At 72.3% G+C, this 20,079-nt stretch carries 17 protein-coding genes; 12 read left to right on the forward strand and 5 right to left on the reverse strand.

All coding sequences use genetic code 11. From position 1 onward, the window contains the following. Positions 1 to 111: 111 nt before the first annotated feature. Positions 112 to 465 carry a cupin domain-containing protein gene (locus AC1DWH_RS07645; RefSeq protein WP_477093153.1) on the forward strand — a complete coding sequence of 118 codons (354 nt, stop codon included), beginning with the start codon at positions 112 to 114 and terminating at the stop codon, positions 463 to 465. On the opposite strand, the gene AC1DWH_RS07650 is transcribed toward AC1DWH_RS07645, so the two are convergent. Beyond that, positions 452 to 955, reverse strand: coding sequence for an amino-acid N-acetyltransferase (locus tag AC1DWH_RS07650; protein WP_456846229.1), 504 nt, complete (start codon positions 953 to 955; stop codon positions 452 to 454). The genes AC1DWH_RS07645 and AC1DWH_RS07650 overlap by 14 nt on opposite strands. A gap of 73 nt (positions 956 to 1,028) precedes the next feature. Beyond that, on the reverse strand, positions 1,029 to 2,018 hold the full coding sequence (locus AC1DWH_RS07655; RefSeq protein ID WP_456846230.1) for a sugar-binding transcriptional regulator: 990 nt from the start codon (positions 2,016 to 2,018) through the stop codon (positions 1,029 to 1,031). A gap of 144 nt (positions 2,019 to 2,162) precedes the next feature. Here AC1DWH_RS07655 and AC1DWH_RS07660 point away from each other — a divergent pair, with 144 nt between their 5' ends. The 3 genes from AC1DWH_RS07660 to glpK all read left to right on the forward strand — a co-directional run bounded on the left by AC1DWH_RS07660 (position 2,163) and on the right by glpK (position 6,344). Then, positions 2,163 to 3,908 carry a glycerol-3-phosphate dehydrogenase/oxidase gene (locus AC1DWH_RS07660; protein ID WP_477093154.1) on the forward strand — a complete coding sequence of 582 codons (1,746 nt, stop codon included), beginning with the start codon at positions 2,163 to 2,165 and terminating at the stop codon, positions 3,906 to 3,908. An 85-nt stretch (positions 3,909 to 3,993) separates the two neighbouring features. After that, on the forward strand, positions 3,994 to 4,719 hold the full coding sequence (locus AC1DWH_RS07665; RefSeq protein ID WP_456846232.1) for an MIP/aquaporin family protein: 726 nt from the start codon (positions 3,994 to 3,996) through the stop codon (positions 4,717 to 4,719). A gap of 101 nt (positions 4,720 to 4,820) precedes the next feature. Further along, a complete protein-coding gene (gene glpK, locus AC1DWH_RS07670; RefSeq protein WP_477093155.1) occupies positions 4,821 to 6,344 on the forward strand; it encodes a glycerol kinase GlpK in 1,524 nt (507 codons plus the stop codon). 57 nt (positions 6,345 to 6,401) lie between these two features. Here the strand turns inward: glpK and AC1DWH_RS07675 are convergent, their stop codons facing one another. After that, positions 6,402 to 8,702: an MMPL family transporter gene (locus AC1DWH_RS07675; RefSeq protein WP_477093156.1), complete on the reverse strand. Its 2,301-nt coding sequence runs from the start codon at positions 8,700 to 8,702 to the stop codon at positions 6,402 to 6,404. Between the two features lie 76 nt (positions 8,703 to 8,778). On the opposite strand from AC1DWH_RS07675, the gene AC1DWH_RS07680 reads away from it, so the two are divergent. After that, entirely contained in the window at positions 8,779 to 9,363 is a 585-nt protein-coding gene (locus AC1DWH_RS07680) for a TetR/AcrR family transcriptional regulator (RefSeq protein ID WP_477093231.1), read from the forward strand. Between the two features lie 196 nt (positions 9,364 to 9,559). On the opposite strand, the gene AC1DWH_RS07685 is transcribed toward AC1DWH_RS07680, so the two are convergent. Continuing rightward, positions 9,560 to 10,315: an SDR family NAD(P)-dependent oxidoreductase gene (locus AC1DWH_RS07685; RefSeq protein WP_456847520.1), complete on the reverse strand. Its 756-nt coding sequence runs from the start codon at positions 10,313 to 10,315 to the stop codon at positions 9,560 to 9,562. Positions 10,316 to 10,440: 125 nt separating this feature from the next. On the opposite strand from AC1DWH_RS07685, the gene AC1DWH_RS07690 reads away from it, so the two are divergent. The 5 genes from AC1DWH_RS07690 (at position 10,441) to AC1DWH_RS07710 (ending at position 16,167) form a co-directional block, all read left to right on the forward strand. Continuing rightward, the gene (locus AC1DWH_RS07690; RefSeq protein WP_477093157.1) at positions 10,441 to 11,232 is read left to right on the forward strand and encodes an exodeoxyribonuclease III; all 792 of its coding nucleotides are present in this window, start codon (positions 10,441 to 10,443) and stop codon (positions 11,230 to 11,232) included. Between the two features lie 64 nt (positions 11,233 to 11,296). Next, a complete protein-coding gene (locus AC1DWH_RS07695) occupies positions 11,297 to 12,460 on the forward strand; it encodes a DUF4190 domain-containing protein (RefSeq protein WP_477093158.1) in 1,164 nt (387 codons plus the stop codon). A gap of 95 nt (positions 12,461 to 12,555) precedes the next feature. Then, entirely contained in the window at positions 12,556 to 13,128 is a 573-nt protein-coding gene (locus AC1DWH_RS07700) for a DUF4190 domain-containing protein (RefSeq protein ID WP_477093232.1), read from the forward strand. Positions 13,129 to 13,258: 130 nt separating this feature from the next. Continuing rightward, entirely contained in the window at positions 13,259 to 15,499 is a 2,241-nt protein-coding gene (locus tag AC1DWH_RS07705) for an aryl-beta-d-glycosidase (protein WP_477093159.1), read from the forward strand. 104 nt (positions 15,500 to 15,603) lie between these two features. Beyond that, a complete protein-coding gene (locus tag AC1DWH_RS07710) occupies positions 15,604 to 16,167 on the forward strand; it encodes a hypothetical protein (RefSeq protein WP_477093160.1) in 564 nt (187 codons plus the stop codon). A 34-nt stretch (positions 16,168 to 16,201) separates the two neighbouring features. Here AC1DWH_RS07710 and AC1DWH_RS07715 read toward each other — a convergent pair whose 3' ends face one another. Next, on the reverse strand, positions 16,202 to 16,876 hold the full coding sequence (locus AC1DWH_RS07715) for a TetR/AcrR family transcriptional regulator (RefSeq protein WP_477093161.1): 675 nt from the start codon (positions 16,874 to 16,876) through the stop codon (positions 16,202 to 16,204). 144 nt (positions 16,877 to 17,020) lie between these two features. Here AC1DWH_RS07715 and AC1DWH_RS07720 point away from each other — a divergent pair, with 144 nt between their 5' ends. Both AC1DWH_RS07720 and AC1DWH_RS07725 read left to right on the forward strand, forming a co-directional pair. Next, positions 17,021 to 18,313: an MFS transporter gene (locus AC1DWH_RS07720; RefSeq protein ID WP_477093162.1), complete on the forward strand. Its 1,293-nt coding sequence runs from the start codon at positions 17,021 to 17,023 to the stop codon at positions 18,311 to 18,313. After that, entirely contained in the window at positions 18,313 to 20,040 is a 1,728-nt protein-coding gene (locus AC1DWH_RS07725) for a glycoside hydrolase family 3 protein (protein ID WP_477093163.1), read from the forward strand. Before AC1DWH_RS07720 ends, AC1DWH_RS07725 begins: the two co-directional genes overlap by 1 nt. Positions 20,041 to 20,079: the final 39 nt, after the last annotated feature.

Consider the following 20,079-nt stretch of genomic DNA (forward strand, 5'->3'; position numbering starts at 1 on the left):
CGAGACGGCCCAGGCTTTTCCCGCCGCCGCGCGCGACTCCCGCTCACGACGACCCCGCATGGGAGCATGCGTCATGGCGAGCGCCCCTGACGACCTGCACCGGACGCGCTGATGCGACTCCTCGAGCTCCCGGCGCACGACATCACCGCGTTCGACAGCGCGGGCGTCGTGATGCAGCTCCTCCCGACGGTCGGCGGGACCTCCGTGCACGTGGGCCGCCTCGCGGCGGGTGGCACGCTCGGCCGGCACCCGACCGTGCGCCGGCAGCTCTTCGCGGTCGTCGCGGGCGAGGGCGAGATCCAGGTCGACGACGAGCCGCGCCGGCACGTCGGTCCGGGCACGCTCGTCCTGTGGGAGCCGGGCGAGTCGCACCAGACGTGGGCGACGACCGACCTCCTGGCGGTGATCGTCGAGACCACCGACGAGGTGGACCTGACGCACCACCCCGAGGTCAGTCGAGGTTGATCAGCATCCGCGTGTTGCCCAGGGTGTTCGGCTTCACGCGCGCGAGGTCCAGGAACTCGGCGACGCCGTCGTCGTGCGAGCGCAGCAGCTCGAGGTAGACGTCGGGCGTCACGGGCGTGCCCTCGATGACGTGGAACCCGTGCGACTCGAAGAAGGCCACCTCGAAGGTCAGGCAGAAGACGCGGCGCAGCCCCATCTCCCGGGCACGCTCCAGCAGCGCGTCGAGCAGCGCGTGACCCACGCCCGCGCCGCGCCAGCCGCGGTCGGCGGCCAGCGTGCGGATCTCGGCGAGGTCCTGCCACATGACGTGCAGGGCGCCGCAGCCGATGACGGTCCCGTCGTCGGCCTCGACGACCAGGAACTCCTGCACGGCCTCGTAGTACCCGACCCACTCCTTGGCCAGGAGGATCCGCTCCTGGGCGTAGGGCTCGACGAGGGCGCGGATGGCGCGGACGTCGGCCGGCAGGGCGGGGCGGACACGGAAGGACATCGGGCCAACCTACTGGCGAGGTCGGCCCGGACCGCGGAACGGCCCGGCCCACGAGACGGGCGCGTGACCGCGGTCAGACCCGCGTGCGCATCCGGCCCCGGTGGGGCGGCTCGGCCGCCTCGAGGAGCCCGGTCGCCGTGATCTCGTCGACCACGAGGTCGGTGACCACCCCGGCGCGCAGACCGGCGAGCAGTGGCGCGACCTTGTTGTCGCCGGCGACGACGCAGACGCGCCGCGGGATTCGCTGGAGCTCGACGGGGGTCGGCCCGGTGGCCCGCTCGTTGAGGTGCACGTCCTGCCAGGACCCGTCGGCGCGCAGGAACACCGTGCACACGTCGCCCACGACGCCCTCGTCGTGCAGGTTCTTGACGTCGGCGTCGTCGAGGTACCCGGCCGAGTAGACGTGCGACGGGACGGCACCGGCGACGGCGCCGACGGAGAACACGGCGATGTCGGCCCGCCGCTGCATGTCGAGCACCCGGCGGACGGACCGCTCGCGCCACATCGCGGCCTTGGTGTCGGGGTAGTCGAAGAACGCGGGCACCGAGAAGTGGTGCACGGCGGCGGCGAACGCGGTGCCGAACGTCGAGATGAGGTCGCTGGCGTACTCGATCCCGCTCGTGCGCATGTTCGCGGCGCCGTTCAGCTGGACGACCGCGGACCCCCGGGTCGGCTTCGGCGCGAGGTACCGGGACACGGAGGCCAGGGTGGTGCCCCAGGCGACGCCGAGCACCATGTCGGAGTCGAACCACGAGGACAGCAGCCTGGCGGCCGTGATGGAGACCTGGTCGAGGCGCTCGATGTGGCTGGCGGAGTCCGGCACGGGGACGACGTACGTGTCGATGCCGAACGTCGCGGCGATGGTGCGGCCGAGCCCGGGTGCACGGGTGCTCGCGGGCCGGAGCGTGATCTCGACCAGCCCGGACTGCCGCGCGCGCTTGATCAGGCGGGAGACGGTCGACCGCGACGTGCCGAGGTGGCGGGCGATGACCTCCATCTTGATGTCCTGCAGGTAGTACATGGACGCCGCACGGAGGACGTCCTGCTCCCGTTCGATGTACATCGGCGCCCCCTCCAGTACGCGGACGAAAGTTGCACGTTTGTGCAGCCAGGTTGCGCGTTCGTTCGCCTGGTGACGACGATAGCGAGCAAGCCCGTACCGGGCGAGTGGGACAACGCGGACAACAGAACCACCGGGGGTACACGGATGAGGACGGCGCCGCTGACGGCCCAGGCACGACAGGACGCACTCGACGCCATGCGCGTCAGTGGGGAGCGAGGGAACGAGCTCGACGTCCTGGTCATCGGAGGCGGCGTCACCGGCGCTGGGATCGCCCTCGATGCCGTGAGCCGAGGACTCTCCACCGCGATCGTCGAGGCCCAGGACTGGGCGAGCGGCACCTCGAGCCGCTCGAGCAAGCTCGTGCACGGCGGTCTGCGCTATCTGCAGATGCTCGACTTCCACCTGGTGCGCGAGGCACTCACCGAGCGTGACCTGCTGATCAACCGCCTCGCGCCGCACCTGGTCAAGCCCGTCAGCTTCCTGTACCCGCTGGAGAACCGCGTCTGGGAGCGTGCCTATGTCGGCGCCGGCGTGGCCCTGTACGACACCCTCGCCTCGGTCACCGGCTCGAGGCGCGCCCTCCCGATCCACCGGCACCTGACCCGCAAGGGCATGGAGCGCCTGTTCCCCGACCTGCGGCACGACGCCGCGATCGGCGCGGTCCGGTACTGGGACGCGAGCGTCGACGACGCCCGTCTCGTCGAGACCCTGGTCCGCACCGCCGTCAGCTACGGCGCGTACGCCGCGACCCGCACGCAGGTGCTCGACCTGCAGACGACGACCGGCGGTGCGGTCACCGGCGCCGAGGTCATGGACCTGGAGACCGGCGAGCGGATCGACGTCCGCGCCCGGGCCGTCATCAACGCCACCGGCGTCTGGACCGAGCAGACCGAGTCGCTGGCCGGGGCCGAGGGCGGCCTGCGCGTGCTGGCCAGCAAGGGCGTGCACATCGTCGTGCCGCGCAGCCGGATCGCCGGCGACGTCGGGCTGATCCTGCAGACCGAGAAGTCGGTGCTGTTCATCATCCCGTGGTCGCGGTACTGGGTCATCGGCACCACGGACACCCCGTGGGAGCAGGAGCTCATCCACCCGGTCGCCACCGCCGCGGACATCGACTACGTCATCGAGCACGCCAACGCGGTGCTGTCCCGGCCCATCACGCGCGAGGACATCATCGGCACCTGGGCCGGCCTGCGCCCGCTGCTGCAGCCGCAGGTCAAGGCGGGAACCAGCAGCGCGAAGGTGTCGCGCGAGCACACCGTCGCCTCCCCCGCGCCGGGCTTCACGGTCATCGCCGGCGGCAAGCTGACCACCTACCGCGTGATGGCCAAGGACGCGGTCGACTTCGCCATCGGCAGCCGGGCCACCAGCCTTCCGTCCATCACGCACGACCTCCCGCTGGTCGGCGCGGAGGGGCTGCAGGTGTTCCAGCGGCAGGCCCGGGCGATCAGCCACAAGTACGGGTGGAGCCGGCCGCGCATGGACCACCTCCTGCACCGGTACGGGTCGCTGCTGGGCGAGCTCATCGACCTGGTCGACGCCGACCCGGCGCTGGCCGAGCCGCTGAAGAACGCCGACGCGTACATCGGCGCGGAGATCGTCTACGCGGCCAGCCACGAGGGCGCCCTGCACCTGGACGACGTGCTGATGCACCGGACCCGGCTCAACTACGAGCAGGTGGACAAGGGCGTCGGCGCGCTGGAGGAGATCGCGGACCTCGTCGCCCCGGTCCTGGGCTGGGACGCCCACAAGCGCAGCCAGGAGATCGAGGCCTACCGGGCCCGGTGCGAGGCGGAGGACGCGGCCGCGCAGGAGCAGGACGACGTCGAGGCCGTGAAGGTGCGACTCCGCGCGGCCGACCTGTCGCCGATGGTCCCCGAGGGGACCTGAGCACCACCTCAAGACTCCCCGCGGTCCTCCGCGGGGCGCACGTGACAACGACGTCCGTCAGAAAGGGTCGACAGTGGACTACACAATGGGAGAGGTCTTCCTCTCCGAGGTTCTCGGGACCGGCATGCTGGTGCTGCTCGGTACCGGCGTCGTCGCGAACGTCATCCTGCCGAAGAACAAGGGCTTCGACGGTGGCTGGCTGCTCATCAACTTCGGATGGGGCCTCGCGGTCTTCGCTGGTGTCTACACCGCCTTCAAGTCGGGTGCACACCTCAACCCTGCGGTGACCATCGGCATCTGGGCGAGCGGGGCGGCGGACTTCGCGCCGGGTGTTCCCGTGACAGCGGCCAACGGCTTCCTGTACGTCACAGCCCAGATGGCCGGAGCGGCCCTGGGTGCACTGTTCTGCTTCATCGCCTACAAGAAGCACTTCGACGAGGACGCCGACGGCGCCACCAAGCTCGCAGTCTTCTCGACCGGCCCGGCGATCCGCTCGTACGCGTGGAACTTCATCACGGAGGTCATCGGCACGTTCGTGCTGGTCTTCGTCATCCTGGCGTTCGGCAAGACGCCCTCGGGTCTCGGCCCGCTCGCCGTCGCCCTGCTCGTCGTCGGCATCGGCGCCAGCCTCGGTGGCCCCACCGGCTACGCCATCAACCCTGCACGTGACCTCGGCCCCCGTATCGCGCACGCCCTCCTGCCCATCCGGGGCAAGGGCTCCAGCGACTGGGCGTACTCCTGGGTCCCGGTCTTCGGCCCGCTCGTCGGTGGCGTCATCGGCGGACTCGTCGCGCACGCCTACATCGGCTGAGACCGAGCACCCGCACCACCCGTCGTCCCGTCCGGACGGCGCCACCAACCCCCCGGTGAGCGCCGTCCGGATCCCCAGAACCACCCGGAGGAATCTTCACCATGCCCGACACCAAGTACGTCCTTGCCATCGACCAGGGCACCACGAGCTCCCGAGCGATCGTCTTCGACCACTCCGGCCAGATCGTCGAGACCGGGCAGATCGAGCACGAGCAGATCTTCCCGCGCGCCGGCTGGGTCGAGCACAACGCCGAGGAGATCTGGAAGAACGTCCGTGAGGTGGTCGGTCTCGCGCTGACCCGTGCCAACCTCACGTACAAGGACCTCGCCGCGGTCGGCATCACCAACCAGCGCGAGACGGCCGTCGTCTGGGACCGGACCACCGGCAAGCCCGTCTACAACGCGATCGTCTGGCAGGACACGCGCACGCAGAAGATCGCCGACGAGCTGGGGGCGCTCGGGGGCGGCGCAGACCGCTACAAGGCCAAGGTCGGCCTGCCGCTGGCCACCTACTTCTCCGGCCCGAAGGTCAAGTGGATCCTCGACAACGTCGAGGGTGCCCGGGCCAAGGCGGAGGCCGGTGACCTGGCGTTCGGCAACACCGACTCGTGGGTGCTGTGGAACATGACCGGCGGGGTCGACGGTGGCGTGCACGTCACCGACCCGACCAACGCCTCGCGCACCATGCTCATGGACCTCGAGACGCTGACCTGGGACGCGGACATCGCCGCGGACATGGGCATCCCGCTGTCGATGCTCCCCGAGATCAAGTCGTCGTCCGAGGTGTACGGCACCGGCCGCGAGGGCGGCATGGTCCCGGGCGTCCCGATCGCCGGCATCCTCGGCGACCAGCAGGCGGCCACCTTCGGGCAGGCGTGCTTCGAGGTCGGCATGGCCAAGAACACCTACGGCACCGGCAACTTCATGCTCATCAACACGGGCACGTCGCCGGTCCCGTCGAAGAACGGCCTGCTGACGACGGTCTGCTACAAGATCGGCGACCAGCCGACCGTGTACGCGCTCGAGGGCTCGATCGCCGTGAGCGGCTCGCTGATCCAGTGGCTGCGCGACAACCTCGGGCTGATCTCGACGGCGCCGGAGATCGAGGAGCTGGCCAAGACGGTCGACGACAACGGCGGCGCGTACTTCGTGCCGGCGTTCTCGGGCCTGTTCGCGCCGTACTGGCGCTCCGACGCACGTGGAGCCCTCGTCGGCCTCACGCGGTACGTCAACAAGGGGCACATCGCCAGGGCCGCGCTCGAGGCGACGGCGTTCCAGACCCGCGAGGTGCTGGACGCCATGAACGCCGACTCGGGCGTCGACCTGACCGAGCTCAAGGTCGACGGCGGCATGGTCCAGGACGAGCTGCTCATGCAGTTCCAGGCGGACATCCTCGGCGTCCCCGTGGTCCGGCCGAAGGTGGCGGAGACCACCGCCCTGGGCGCGGCCTACGCGGCCGGCATCGCCGTCGGGTTCTGGAGCGGCGAGCAGGACGTCATCGACAACTGGGCCGAGGACAAGCGCTGGGAGCCGGCGATGGCCGACGACGAGCGCGACCGTCAGTACCGGAACTGGAAGAAGGCCGTCACCAAGACCTTCGACTGGGTGGACGACGACGTGAGCTGATCGTCCGATCGACGGGCGAGGGCCGGGGCGCGACGAGGCACCCCGGCCCTCGTCGTGTCAGTCCTCGTCCGATGCGGCGTGCACGCCGTGCGCCGCGTGGGCGCCGGTGTGCGTGCCCTCGGGCACCACGTCGACGGGGGCTTCGGCCGTGTGGGCGCCGGTCTTGTCGAGCGCGGCACCCTCGATGTCGACGTTGGGGATGATCCGGTCGAGCCAGCGTGGCAGCCACCAGGCGGACTTCCCCAGCAGGGTCATCGCCGCCGGGATCATGGTCATCCGCACCACGAGGGCGTCGAAGAGGATGCCGATGGCCAGCGCGAACGCGATCGGGCCGATCTGCGCGGAGCCGCTGAACACGAAGCTCGAGAACACCGAGATCATGATCAGCGCGGCAGCCAGCACCACGCGGGCGCCGTGGGCGAACCCGAGCCGGACCGACGTGGTCGGGTCGGCGCCGTGCACGTGCTCCTCGCGCATCCGGGACACCAGGAACACCTGGTAGTCCATGGCCAGCCCGAACAGCACGCCCACCAGCAGGATCGGCAGGAAGCTGAGCAGCGGGCCCGTCGAGTCGACGTTGAACACGCTCGACAGCCAGCCCCACTGGAACACCGCGGTCGTCGCGCCGAACGCCGCCGCGATGGTCAGCAGGAAGCCGAGCACCGCGGTGACGGGCACCAGCAGCGACCGGAACGCGACGAGCAGCAGCACGATCGCCAGCCCGACGACGATGAGCAGGAACAGCGGGAAGGCGTCGGCCAGCTTCTGCGTGATGTCGATGTTCGCCGCCGAGGCGCCCGTGACCCACAGCTGCGTGCCGGTGGACTCCTCGAGCTCCGGGCGGGCGTCGCGGATGGCGTGGACCAGGTCCGCGGTCACCACCGAGTCGGGCGCGCCCGTCGGGATGACGACGACCAGCGCGGCCTCCGCACCCTCGGTGGCACCCGGCGCGGCGATCGGCGCCGCGTAGGCCACGTTCGGCAGGGCCGCGACCGTCGTCGTGACCTCCACGACCGCGCTCGACAGCGCGGACGGGTCGTCCTTGGCGTCGACCAGGACGACGAGCGGGCCGTTGAAGCCCGGGCCGAAGCCCTCGGCCAGCATCTCGAACGCCTTGCGGTCGCCCGAGCCCTCGGGCTCCCGGCCGGCGTCGGGCAGGCCGAGGCGCAGGCTCAGCGCCGGGATGGCGATGGTGAGCAGCACGACCGCACCGACGAGCAGCGTGATGATCGGGTGCGTCGTGACCAGCGTGCCCCAGCGGTTGCGGGCCGCCCGGGAGTGCTCGGCCTGCCGCATCGCGCGGCCCCGCGGCCGCAGGCGCTCGCCCGCGAAGCCCATGAGGGCGGGGAGCAGCGTGACGGCGACGAGCACCGCGACGACGACCGTCCCGGCGGCGGCCAGACCCATGGCGGCCAGGAACGGGATCCCTGTGATCGTCAGGGCCGCGAGCGCGATGACCACGGTGGTGCCGGCGAACACGACGGCGCTGCCCGCGGTGCCGACGGCGTGCCCGGCCGACTGGAGCGGGTCCATCCCGTCGGCCAGCTGCTGGCGGTGCCGGGACAGCAGGAACAGGGCGTAGTCGATGCCGACCGCCAGGCCGAGCATGAGCGCGAGCGTCAGGGTCGACGACGAGATCTCCGTGATCCCCGAGAGCGACAGCACGCCCGCGACGCCGATGCCGACACCCAGCAGGGCCGTGAGGATCGGCATGCCCGCCGCGAGCAGCGACCCGAAGGTCACCACGAGCACCACGAGGGCGACGACGAGCCCCAGCGCCTCGGTCGGACCGGCCAGCTTGAGCGGCTCGGTGAACGGGCCACCCGACAGCGCGACCTCGTAGCCGTCGGCCTCGAGGCTCGCCTTGGCGGTCTCGAGGGTGTCCGTCGTGGCCGCCGGGACGTCGTCGGCCGGCACGGTGAACTGCACGTCGACGTACATGACGCTGCCGTCGGGGGCGACGGCCTGGCTGGCCACGGGGTCGGACATGCCGGCCACGTCCTCGGCCTCCGCCACGGGCGCCAGCGCGGTCATGACGTCCTGGACGCCCGTGCCGGTGAGGAAGGACTCCCCCTCGGGCGCGCCGACGACGACGCGGGAGCTCGACGGCTTGGTGGTGTCCTGCGCGTCCGCCGCGTTGTTGCCTCCGACGCCCGCGGCCTGGGCGCCCAGCCGCTCGGCGACCAGTGCCTGTGCCTTGTCGGACTCGGTCCCCGGGATGGAGAACGTGTTCGACAGGTTGAGCCCCGACGCGACCGCGCCGAATGCGGCAGCGGTCAGGATCACCAGCCAGGTGATCAGCACGATCCAACGGTGGCGGAAGCTTCCCCGGCCCAGACGGTCCAGCACGCGTGCCATGTTCACTCCTCGGTCGACGTGCGCAGGATATACGACAGATGTTGGATAGCCGGGGTGGCATCATGGGAGGGTGACGATGCAGGACGAGGGCGCCCGGGTGGACCCCAGGGTCCTGCGCACGCGCCGACTGCTCCAGGATGCCCTGCTCTCGCTCGCACGGGAACGCAGTCTCGACGAGATCTCGGTCGCCGACGTCGCCGACCGCGCGACCGTCAACCGCAGCACGTTCTACCAGCACTACCCCGACACCGACACTCTCCTGGCCGACGCCCTCGACGCGCAGGCCGCCCTGGTCGGCGCCGACCTGACCCAGATCCGCCCGGGGACGGCCGACCCCGAGACACCCGAGGTGCTGGTCCGGTACGCCACCCACGTCGCCGAGAACGTCGCCCTGTACCGCAGCGCCCTGGGCGAGCACGGCTCCCCCGTCGCCGTCACGCGCCTCCGCCGGCGCATCGGGGCGCTCGCGCTCGAGGGGCTGGCGCTGCACGGGCGGCCGGCCGCGCTCTCGACGATGCCGTTGCCGATCGCCGCCGCCGCCCTGGCCGGGTCCGTCATCGGCGTGCTCGTCGCGTGGCTCGAGCGCGACCCGTTGCCCCCGCCGCAGGAGGTCGCGTCGTGGGCGTGGTCGGCGGTCAGCGGCTGGCCGACGGAGCCCTGAGCTCCTCTTCTCCTGTTCCAGCCCCGCAACGTCCGCGCTCAGTCGGGCCCCGACCCCCACGAGTGCGGACGTCCGCGGGTTCGAGCGCCCTGGCGACCGGGTGTGCGGACGCAACGGGAGGCCGAGCGCCGACGTCCGCGGATTCGAGCGTCCCGGACCGGATGTGCGGACGCAAAGGGCGCGGCGGTTCGCGGCGTCAGCTGAAGTGGGCGCCGCCGTTGACGTCGAGGACCGTGCCCGTGACGAACGAGGCGCCCTCCGAGGCGAGGTACACGACGGCCTCGGCGACGTCGTCGGCGGTCCCCGCCCGGCTCAGGGGCGAGGCCGCGACGGCAGCGCGCTGCGCGGGCTCGGGGGTGTGCGTGGCGTGCAGCGGGGTGCCGGCGACGAAGCCCGGCGCGACGACGTTCACGGTGATGCGGCGCGGTCCGAGCTCGCGGGCGAGCGCCCGGCTGAAGCCCTCGAGCGCGGCCTTGGCGGTCGAGTAGGCAACCATCCCGGTCCCGCCGCCGCTGCGGGCCGCCTGGGCGCCGATCGTGATGATCCGGCCGCCGTCGGGCATCACCGCGAGCGCGGCACGGCTGGCGTAGAACGCGGTCGAGAGGTTGAGGTCCAGCACGTTGTGCCAGTGGGCGTCGTCCATCGCCGAGACGCTGCGGCGCTCGACGGGTCCGCCCACGTTGTTGACCAGGATGTCGATGCCGCCGCCCAGCATCGAGGCCGCGTCGCTGATCGCCTTGTCGACGTCCCAGCTGCGGCGCAGGTCGACCTGGAAGGAGGCGGCGGTGCGGCCCTCGTCCTTGATCTCGGCGACGACGTCCGACGGGTCGTGCGACAGGTAGGTGATCGCGACGTCGGCGCCCGCCCGGGCCAGCGCGAGCGCGACGGCACGCCCGACCCCGGAGGCGCCACCGGTGACGAGCGCGCGACGGCCCGTGAGCGCGTCCTCCAACTCCCGACCTCCCGTGGCTGGTGTTTGTTGCGCACCGTACGGGAGCGGTTCCTCCCCTTCAACACCCACATGCCCGAATTCATCCAGGTCCCGGCTGTCGGTGACGCCGGGTAGCGTCCTGCCCCATGCGTCTGGCCTCCTGGAACATCAACTCGATCCGCGCCCGCACCGACCGTGCACTGGCCTTCCTGAAGCGGACGGGGGTCGACGTCCTGGCGCTGCAGGAGACCAAGTGCAAGGACGAGCAGTTCCCGCGCGAGGGCTTCGAGGCGCTCGGCTACGAGGTGGTGACCAGCGGGTTCAGCCAGTGGAACGGCGTCGCCATCGTCTCCAAGGTCGGCATCGAGGACGTCGAGGTCGGCTTCCCGGGCATGCCGACGTGGGGCGACCCGGCGGCGGCCGAGGCGCGGGCGCTGGGTGCGACGTGCGGCGGCGTGCGGGTGTGGAGCCTGTACGTGCCGAACGGTCGGGAGATCGAGGACCCGCACTACGCCTACAAGCTCGACTGGCTCGGCCGACTGCGGGACGCCGCGGCGGGCTGGCTCGATGCCGACCCCGCGGCGCAGGTGGCGCTGGTCGGCGACTGGAACATCGCCCCCCTGGACACCGACGTCTGGGACATCAACCGCTTCGCCGGTCGCACCCACGTGACGCCCGCCGAGCGCGAGGCGTTCACCGCCATCGCCGGCGCCGGCTACACCGAGGTCTCCCGCGTCCACCTCCCGGCCGAGCACACGTACACCTACTGGGACTACCAGCAGCTGCGGTTCCCCCGGAACGAGGGCATGCGCATCGACCTGACCTACGCGACGCCGGCGCTGGCCGCCCGGGTCACCGGGGTGTCCATCGAGCGCAACGAGCGCAAGGGCAAGGCGCCGTCCGACCACGTGCCGGTCGTGCTCGAGATCGCGGACTGAGCGCGCGGGTGATGTCGGTGGAAAGACCGATCGGCTCGCGGGTGCGGTGGGCTAGGTTGCGCGCATGAGCAACGAGCCTGGGGGGCCGGCTCCGGTTCCCGACCCCTACGCCGTCCCGGACCCGGCGACCACCGCGCCCGTGCCGCCGCCCGTCGGCAGCCCGACGCCGACGGCGCCGTACGGTGCTCCGTCCGCTCCGTACGGCCAGCCGCCCGCCGCGCCGGCCGCGCCCGTCGGCCAGCCGGGTCCGTACGGTGCCGCGCCGGCCACGCCCTACGGGCAGCAGCCGCCCACCGGCTACGGGGCTCCGCAGTACGGGGCTCCGCAGTACGGCGCGCCGACGTACGGAGCGCCACCGGCCGGCGCCCCCCCGTACGGGGCTCCGCAGTACGGGGCACCCCAGTACGGCGCGCAGCCCTACGGCGCGCCCGGGTACGACCAGGTGCCGCCGACGTACGCCGCCCAGCCCTACGGGTACGGGCAGCCGTACGGCCCGCGGCCCACGGAGGGCATGGCGATCGCGTCGTTCGTGACCAGCACGGCCGGGCTCTTCTTCCTGGGCGGGCTCCCTGGGCCGGTCGGCCTCGGGCTCGGCATCGCGGCGCTGCGGCGCATCAAGGTCAACGGCAAGGCGGGCCGCGGGTGGGCGATCGCCGGCATCGTCGTCGGAGCGGTCGGCATCGTGTACCTGCTCGCGCTCATCGCCTACTTCGTGTTCGTCATCGCGCTCTTCTCCAGCGGAGGGTTCCAGGACGCCTTCGACGAGGTGCAGCAGGGCATGGAGGAGGGGTCCGACGGCTCGACCGGCACGGACACCGGCGCCACGCTGCCCGACTTCACGCTGCGCACCGACCTCACGGCGGGCACCTGCCTGACCACGTTCTCGGAGAGCTACGACATGGCCGACACCGACCCCGTCGACTGCGCCGTGCCGCACGAGGCCGAGGTGGTCGGGCTGATCCCCATGTCGGGCCCGGTGACCATGGACGCCGACGACGAGTACGACACGGCCTACAACGACGCGTGGGACGCCTGCGACCAGCTCACCGAGGGGCTCGTGCCGGGCTACTTCGACGACGGCGACATCAGCCTGTACTTCCCGCACCCGGACGACTACGCCGCCGGGGTCACCAACGGGTACTGCGTCTACTACGGCGACGAGCCGGGGATGACCGGATCGGCGACCGCCGGCACGCTGCAGCTGGCCGGCGCCGGGACCTCGTCCTGAGCGGACCCGGCGACCCCTACGCCTACCCCGAGCCGCACTACGCGCCGGGGTGGACGGCCCCGCGCCCGCCGCTCGAACCCACGGCACCCTGGTCGCTGGTCGCGGGGCTGCTCGGGCTCGGTCCGGTCGCGTTGGTCCTGGCGATCATCGCCCTGCGCCGGGTCGCGACCCGGCGCACCCGGGGTCGCGGCCTCGCGATCGCCGGCGGCGTGCTGGGGGTGCTGGGGACGGTCGGGCTCGTCGTCGGCGGCACGATCCTCGTCCTGACCTCGATGGCGACGACGCCGCTGCCGGCCGACGTGCCCGCCGCCCGGAGCGCCCACGCGCAACAGCTGGTGACGGGCAACTGCCTGGCCTCGGTCCCCGACGACGGCGCGGTGGACCGGGTCCGCGTGGTGCCCTGCGCCGAGCCGCACGCCGGCCAGGTGGTCACCGAGTTCACGTTCGCGGGGAACGCCGTGTGGCCCGGGCAGCAGTCCGCCGACGCCCGCGTGGCCCGCGCCTGCGTGCTGGACGACACCGAGATCGCCGCCGGCGTCCGAACCGTGACGTGGTCGCCCACCGAGCGGTCCTGGGCCGACGGCGACCGCGTCGGGCTGTGCCTGGCGGTCGTCGACGGCGGCGGCGTCACCGGCTCGTTCCTCGACGGGACCGCGCAGCTCCCCTGAGCCGTCACACGGGCCTGCGGCACCACCCCTCCTTTGTCGTGCGCGCATCCGGATGCTCCAGACACTTACCACGTGGTAGGGAATGGGCTATGGTGGCACGCAACGAACCCCAACGAGGAGGTACCCCGCGATGACGCAGGTCTTCGACGTCGAACGTGTCCTGGCTCAGCTGACCCTGGAGGAGAAGGCGTCGCTGACGTCCGGCTCCGACTTCTGGCACACGCAGGGCATCGAGCGCGCCGGGGTCCCCGCCGTCATGGTCACCGACGGCCCGCACGGTCTGCGCAAGCAGGCGGAGGACGCGGACCACCTCGGGCTCGGCAACTCCGTCCCCGCCACGTGCTTCCCGACGGCGGCCGCGCTCGGCTCGTCGTGGGACGTCGAGCTGGTCACCCGCGTGGGCGAGGCGCTCGGCCGTGAGACGCGCGCCAACGACGTCGCGGTGCTGCTCGGCCCGGGCGTCAACATCAAGCGGACCCCGCTGTGCGGCCGCAACTTCGAGTACGTCTCCGAGGACCCGGTGGTCGCGGGCGAGCTGGGCACCGCGATCGTGCGGGGCATCCAGAGCCAGGGCGTCGGCACCTCGCTCAAGCACTTCGCGGCCAACAACCAGGAGTCGGACCGCATGCGCGTCTCGGCCGAGGTGGACGAGCGCACGCTGCGGGAGATCTACCTCCCGGCGTTCGAGCGCGTGGTGAAGAACGCGCAGCCGTGGACCGTGATGTGCGCGTACAACAAGGTCAACGGGACGTACGCGTCCGAGCACCACTGGCTGCTCACCGAGCTGCTGCGCGACGAGTGGGCGTTCGAGGGGCTCGTCGTCTCCGACTGGGGCGCCGTGCACGACCGCGTCCCGGCGCTGGCCGCCGGCCTCGACCTGCAGATGCCCGCCGCGGGCCCGCGCCCCGACGAGGAGGTCGTGGCCGCCGTCCGCGACGGCTCGCTCGACGAGGCCGTGCTCGACGTCGCCGCGCGCCGGGTGCTCGACCTCATCGCGAAGTCGCTGCCCGGCGTCGAGTCGGACGACTCCTTCGACGTCGACACCCACCACGAGCTCGCCCGCGAGGCCGCCGCCGCCGGGTCCGTGCTGCTGAAGAACGACGGCGGCCTGCTGCCGCTGACCTCCGCCGACGGTGTCGCCGTGATCGGCGAGTTCGCCCGCACCCCGCGCTACCAGGGCGCCGGCTCGTCGCAGGTCAACCCGACCCGGCTCGACGCACCCCTCGACGCCCTGCGCGCGACCGGCGGCGACTTCCCGTTCGCGGCCGGCTTCACCATCGCGGGCGGTCCGGACGGCGACGACGAGGCACTCCTCGCCGAGGCCGTGTCGGTGGCCGGCGACGCCGCGACGGTCGTCCTCTTCCTCGGCCTGCCCGGCCCGGACGAGTCCGAGGGCTACGACCGCCCCCGCCTCGGGCTGCCCGACAACCAGGTGGCGGCGCTGCGCGCGATCGCCGAGGTGAACCCCCGCGTCGTCGTCGTGCTGGCCAACGGCTCGGCGGTCAGCGTGACCGACTGGCGCGACCTCGCCCCGGCGATCCTCGAGACGTGGCTCGGCGGCCAGGCGGGCGGCTCGGCGGTCGCCGACCTGCTGCTCGGCGTCCGTACCCCGTCGGGCAAGCTCACCGAGACGATCCCCCACCGCATCGAGGACACCCCGGCGTTCGGCAACTTCCCCGGCGAGGCCGGCGTCGTCCGCTACGGCGAGGGCGTGCTGGTGGGCTACCGCTGGTACGACACCCGCGCGATGGACGTCGCGTACCCGTTCGGGCACGGCCTGTCGTACACGACGTTCGGCTACTCCTCGGTGGCAGCCGAGGCCGAGGGCACCGACGTCACCGTGACCGCGACGATCACCAACACCGGGTCCGTCGCCGGCGCCGAGGTGGTCCAGGTCTACGTCCGCGACCCGCAGGCCTCGGTGCTGCGCCCGACGCGCGAGCTCAAGGCGTTCGCCAAGGTGGCCCTCGAGCCGGGCGAGTCCCGCGCGGTGTCGTTCACGCTGACGGCACGGGACCTGTCGTACTGGCACCCCGGCCTGCACCGCTGGGTGGTCGAGGGCGGCGAGTTCGTCATCGAGGTCGGGGCGTCGTCCCGGGACGTGCGCGGGTCCGCGTCGGTCGAGGTCGAGGGCGAGCCGCTCTGGGGCGAGCTCACGGTGATGTCGACGATCGAGGAGTGGTTCGCGCACCCGGTCGGCGGTCCGCTCCTGGAGGCCGCGCTGGTGCCGCCGGCCGACATGGGCCCGCTGGACGAGACCATGCAGGCGATGATCATGCAGATGCCGGCGAAGGTGATCGCCGACTTCGGCATGGCCGGCTTCGACCGCGAGGCGCTGGACACGCTGGTGGCCAAGGTCGCCGCCGGCTGACCCCTCGAGAACGTCACGTCGCCGCGAGAACGGCACCCCGCAGTGCCGTTCTCGCGGCGATCTGCGTTCTCGGCCACGCGGGCGCGCCTGGGACACTCAACCCCATGGACCTCGACCCGGTGCTCGCCGCGCTCGACTCCGCCGGGGTCTGGCTCGACCCGGGGCTGACCGACGGCGAGATCGCCGACGTCGAGCGGCGGTTCGGGATCACGTTCTGCGCCGACCACCGCGCGATGCTCACGCTCGCGGTCCCGGTCGGCGACGGCTGGCCGGACTGGCTCGACGACGACGAGTCCCGCGTGCGCACGCAGCTGGCCCGGCCGGTCGACGGGGTCGTGCTCGACGTGCTGCACGACGGCTTCTGGCCGGCGTCCTGGGGTCCGCGGCCGGCCGACGACCTCGAGGCGGCGGCTCGTCGGCACCTCGCGCGCGTCCCGACGATGGTCCCGCTCTACTCGCACCGCTACCTGCCCGGCGGGGCGGCGCCCACCGGGACGCCCGTCTTCTCGATCTACCAGACCGACGTCATCACCTACGGCTCCGACCTCGCCGACTACCTCACGCGCGAGTTCCTGCACCGGTCGTCGCCGGTCCCGCCGGCGGACCCGTCGGTCCGCGTCCCGTTCTGGTCGGACCTGGTGGACGGGATCGACCCCGCCCAGCCGTGAGCGCCGCCCGAACCCTCCCGAGCGCGCGAGCTCGTCAGTGCGTGAGCAGGGCCGCGAAGTGGGCGCGCAGCGCTGCGGCCATGTCCGGGCGGGTGTCCGGGGTGTCGGCGGCGAGCAGCCACTGGATCTGCATGCCGTCCATGACCGCGACCGTCAGGCGCGCGGCCATGAGCGGGTCGACGCCGGCCCGGAGCCGACCCAGGTCGCGCCAGCGCTCGAACTCGGCGAGCGAGAGCTCCACGACGGTGCGGTAGCGGTTCTGGAAGTACGCGTGCGCGGGGTGGTCCGGCGAGGTGGCCTCGGCGGACAGCGTGGCGAAGAGCTCGACGATGCCGGGGCGGGCGGCGTTGCGCTCGATCAGCATCGACAGGCCGTCGAAGTAGTCGTGGCCGGCGGCGACGTCGGCGGCGAACAGGGCCTCGTCGATCTCGTCGCGACGCGTCAGCACCGCCTCGAGCAGGGCCGCCTTGCTGGGGAAGTGGTGCAGCAGCCCGGGGTGCGAGATGCCGACGCGTGAAGCCACCTCCCGCAGGGACGCCGTGTGGTACCCGACCTCGCCGAACAGCTGCATGGCCGCGTCGAGGATCTCCTCGCGGGTCGCGCGGCCCTTGGCGTAGCCGCCGGCGCGGGCCGAGGGTGCCGACGAGCCGCCGGACGGCCGGACGGCATCCTGAACAGGGCCGGCGGCAGTCGTGACCTCGGTCGTCATGGCCCCAGGATCGCACGCGGAGACCAATTCCGACCAGATGGTAACCGAGGACTTCCGCGAATCCCGACCGCCTGGTAACTTCTGCTTACCACGTGGTCGGGATTCAAGGACGGACCGACCCGCTGTCCGACACAGGAGTCCGACATGGCCCTCACGCAGCCCCCCGCCCCGGTCACGAGCGCGGCCCCCGCGCCATCGACCACGCCGACCGCCCGCGAACCGCGCAGCTACCTGCCGTTCCTCGGCTTCGCCAACCTCGGCGTCTACATGGCGCTGCTGACGCCGGTGATGGTGTCGATGGCCTTCAAGATCGACCACCTGGTCGGCGCCGCTGCCGCCCCCGCCGCGCTCGGCACGGTCATGGGCGTCGGCGCGCTGTTCGCGCTCATCTGCAACCCGCTGGCGGGCCGGCTGTCCGACCGGACGACGAGCCGGCTCGGCATGCGCCGCCCGTGGATCCTCGGCGGTGCGATCGTCGGCGCCGCGGCCCTGGCCGTCGTCGGCACCGCGCAGTCCGTCGCCCTGGTGCTGGTGGGCTGGTGCATCGCGCAGGCCGCGTTCAACGCGGTGCTCGCCGCCGCCAACGCGACCATCCCGGACCAGGTGCCGGTCGAGCGCCGCGGCAAGGTGTCCGGCCTGGTCGGCATGGCGACGCCGCTGGCCATCCTGCTCGGGAGCGTCATCGTCAACCAGATCTCGGCCGACGCCGCGCGGTTCATCGTGCCGGCCGCCCTCGGTCTGGTCTTCTCGCTGCTGTTCGCCGCCGTGCTGCACGACCGCCGGCTCGACCAGGCGCCCGCGCAGAAGTTCACCGTCGGGCAGTTCTTCGGCTCGTTCGTCTTCAACCCGCGCAAGCACCCGGACTTCGGCTGGACCTGGCTCACCAAGTTCATGGTCATGTTCGGCTACGCGGGCATCGCGACCTTCCTGCCCTACTACCTGGTCGGCAAGTTCGACCTGTCCGAGCAGGAGGCGACCGGCGTCATCCTCACGGCGACGTTCGCGTCGGTGGTCGGCATGGTGATCTCGAGCCCCGTCGGCGGCATCCTGTCCGACCGGTTCGGCAAGCGTCGCCCGTTCGTCGCGGCCGCCGGCGCGATCATGGCGGTCGGCCTCGTGGTGCTCGCGTTCGCCCCGACCATCGCCCTGGTCGTCCTCGGCCAGGCCATCATCGGCCTCGGCGCCGGCGCGTTCTTCTCCGTGGACATCGCGCTGGCCACGCAGGTGCTCCCCACCAAGGAGGACACCGCGAAGGACCTCGGCGTCCTCAACATCGCCAACGCCCTCCCGCAGTCGCTCGCCCCCGCGATGGCCCCCGCCATCCTGGCGGTCGGCGCGCACCTGCCCATGGGTCAGTACCCCACCTGGTACCTGTTCGGCGCGGTCGTCGCGCTGGCCGGTGCCGTGCTCGTCTACCGGATCAAGGGTGTTCGCTGATGACCGTGACCAACGAGACGTACGTCTACCAGGACGCCACCCAGCCGGTGGACGACCGGGTCGAGGACCTGCTCGGGCGGATGACGCTCGAGGAGAAGGCCGGCCAGCTCTTCCAGCACATGATCACGGCCGGGCCCCTGACCGAGAGCGACCCGATCTTCGGCCTGCCGTCGGCCGACGAGTACGTGAACGCCAAGCACATGACCCACTGGAACCTCCTCGGTGTCCCGGGCAGCGCGCGCGAGCTCGCCGAGTGGCACAACCGGCTCCAGGCGCTCTGCGAGACGACGCGCCTCGGCATCCCCGCGACGATCGCGACCGACCCCCGGCACGCGTTCACCGACAACCCCGGCACCGCGCTGCTGTCCGGGCCCTTCTCGCAGTGGCCCGAGACCCTGGGCCTGGCGGCGACCCGCGACGAGGCGCTCACCGAGCAGCACGCCGACGTCGCACGGCAGGAGTACCTGGCCGTGGGCCTGCGCACCGCCCTGCACCCGCAGGTCGACCTGGCCACCGAGCCCCGCTGGGCCCGCGCGAACGGCACGTTCGGCGAGGACGGCGAGCTCACCGGCCGGATGGGTGCCGCCTACGTGCGCGGGTTCCAGGGCCCGGACTTCGGGGTGGACAGCGTCTCGACGATGACCAAGCACTTCCCCGGCGGCGGCCCGCAGAAGGACGGCGAGGACCCGCACTTCGCCTACGGCCGCGAGCAGGTCTACCCGGGCGGCCGGTTCGCCGAGCACCTCGAGCCGTTCAAGGCGCTGCTGGCCGCCGGGACGCGGCAGATGATGCCGTACTACGGCATGCCGGTCGGCCTGGAGGGCATCCCCGAGGTCGGGTTCGGCTTCAACAAGCCGATCCTGGACCTCCTGCGGGACGACCTCGGCTTCGACGGCATCATCTGCACCGACTGGGGCCTGGTGTCCGACGCCGAGGTGTTCGGGCAGCCGTTCCCCGCCCGCGCGTGGGGCGTCGAGCACCTGTCGGTCGAGGACCGTGTCGCGCTGATCCTCGAGGCCGGCGCCGACCAGCTGGGCGGGGAGTCCTGCCCGGAGGTCGTGGTGTCGCTGGTGCGGTCCGGAAGGGTCACGGAGGGCCGCATCGACCAGTCGGTCCGGCGGCTGCTGCGGGAGAAGTTCCTGCTCGGGCTCTTCGACGAGCGCCGGTACGTGGACGTCGAGGCGGCGTCGGCCGTCGTCGGCAACGACGAGTTCCGTGCGGCCGGGATCGCCGCCCAGGCCGCCGCGGTGACCGTCCTGACCAACGACGGCATCCTGCCCCTGACCCCCGGCCTGCGGATCTACGCCGAGGGGTTCGAGGGCTCGGTCGGCGACCCCGCCGACGCCGATGTCGCGATCCTGCGGCTCAAGGCGCCGTTCGAGCAGCGCGGCCCCGGGTTCGAGGCGTTCTTCCACGCCGGCTCGCTGGACTTCCCCGCCGACGAGATCGCGCGGATCACCGCGATCGCGTCGGTCGTCCCGACGATCCTCGACGTCTACCTCGACCGGCCCGCGATCCTCACTCCGCTGGTGGAGTCGGCGGCGGCGGTCGTCGTGAACTTCGGCGCCGGCGACGGCCCGCTGCTCGACGCGCTCGCCGGCGCGGCCCGCGGGAGGCTCCCGTTCGACCTGCCCCGGTCGATGGCGGCGGTCGAGGCGTCCCGCGAGGACGTCCCGTTCGACACCGCGGACCCGCTGTTCCGGTTCGGGCACGGCCTGGCGCTCTGAACGCCCCGGGACAGGGTCCGACGTGCTGAGCCGCGGCGG

It is taken from the genome of Cellulomonas sp. P2_F12, from assembly GCF_056403775.1.

Excerpts from the sequence above, each read along its gene's own strand:
- AC1DWH_RS07645 (WP_477093153.1), top strand. The coding sequence starts at position 112 with ATGCGACTCCTCGAGCTCCCGGCGCACGACATCACCGCGTTCGACAGC.
- AC1DWH_RS07650 (WP_456846229.1), bottom strand. The coding sequence starts at position 955 with ATGTCCTTCCGTGTCCGCCCCGCCCTGCCGGCCGACGTCCGCGCCATC.
- AC1DWH_RS07655 (WP_456846230.1), bottom strand. The coding sequence starts at position 2,018 with ATGTACATCGAACGGGAGCAGGACGTCCTCCGTGCGGCGTCCATGTAC.
- AC1DWH_RS07660 (WP_477093154.1), top strand. The coding sequence starts at position 2,163 with ATGAGGACGGCGCCGCTGACGGCCCAGGCACGACAGGACGCACTCGAC.
- AC1DWH_RS07665 (WP_456846232.1), top strand. The coding sequence starts at position 3,994 with ATGGGAGAGGTCTTCCTCTCCGAGGTTCTCGGGACCGGCATGCTGGTG.
- glpK (WP_477093155.1), top strand. The coding sequence starts at position 4,821 with ATGCCCGACACCAAGTACGTCCTTGCCATCGACCAGGGCACCACGAGC.
- AC1DWH_RS07675 (WP_477093156.1), bottom strand. The coding sequence starts at position 8,702 with ATGGCACGCGTGCTGGACCGTCTGGGCCGGGGAAGCTTCCGCCACCGT.
- AC1DWH_RS07680 (WP_477093231.1), top strand. The coding sequence starts at position 8,779 with ATGCAGGACGAGGGCGCCCGGGTGGACCCCAGGGTCCTGCGCACGCGC.
- AC1DWH_RS07690 (WP_477093157.1), top strand. The coding sequence starts at position 10,441 with ATGCGTCTGGCCTCCTGGAACATCAACTCGATCCGCGCCCGCACCGAC.
- AC1DWH_RS07695 (WP_477093158.1), top strand. The coding sequence starts at position 11,297 with ATGAGCAACGAGCCTGGGGGGCCGGCTCCGGTTCCCGACCCCTACGCC.
- AC1DWH_RS07705 (WP_477093159.1), top strand. The coding sequence starts at position 13,259 with ATGACGCAGGTCTTCGACGTCGAACGTGTCCTGGCTCAGCTGACCCTG.
- AC1DWH_RS07710 (WP_477093160.1), top strand. The coding sequence starts at position 15,604 with ATGGACCTCGACCCGGTGCTCGCCGCGCTCGACTCCGCCGGGGTCTGG.
- AC1DWH_RS07715 (WP_477093161.1), bottom strand. The coding sequence starts at position 16,876 with ATGACGACCGAGGTCACGACTGCCGCCGGCCCTGTTCAGGATGCCGTC.
- AC1DWH_RS07720 (WP_477093162.1), top strand. The coding sequence starts at position 17,021 with ATGGCCCTCACGCAGCCCCCCGCCCCGGTCACGAGCGCGGCCCCCGCG.
- AC1DWH_RS07725 (WP_477093163.1), top strand. The coding sequence starts at position 18,313 with ATGACCGTGACCAACGAGACGTACGTCTACCAGGACGCCACCCAGCCG.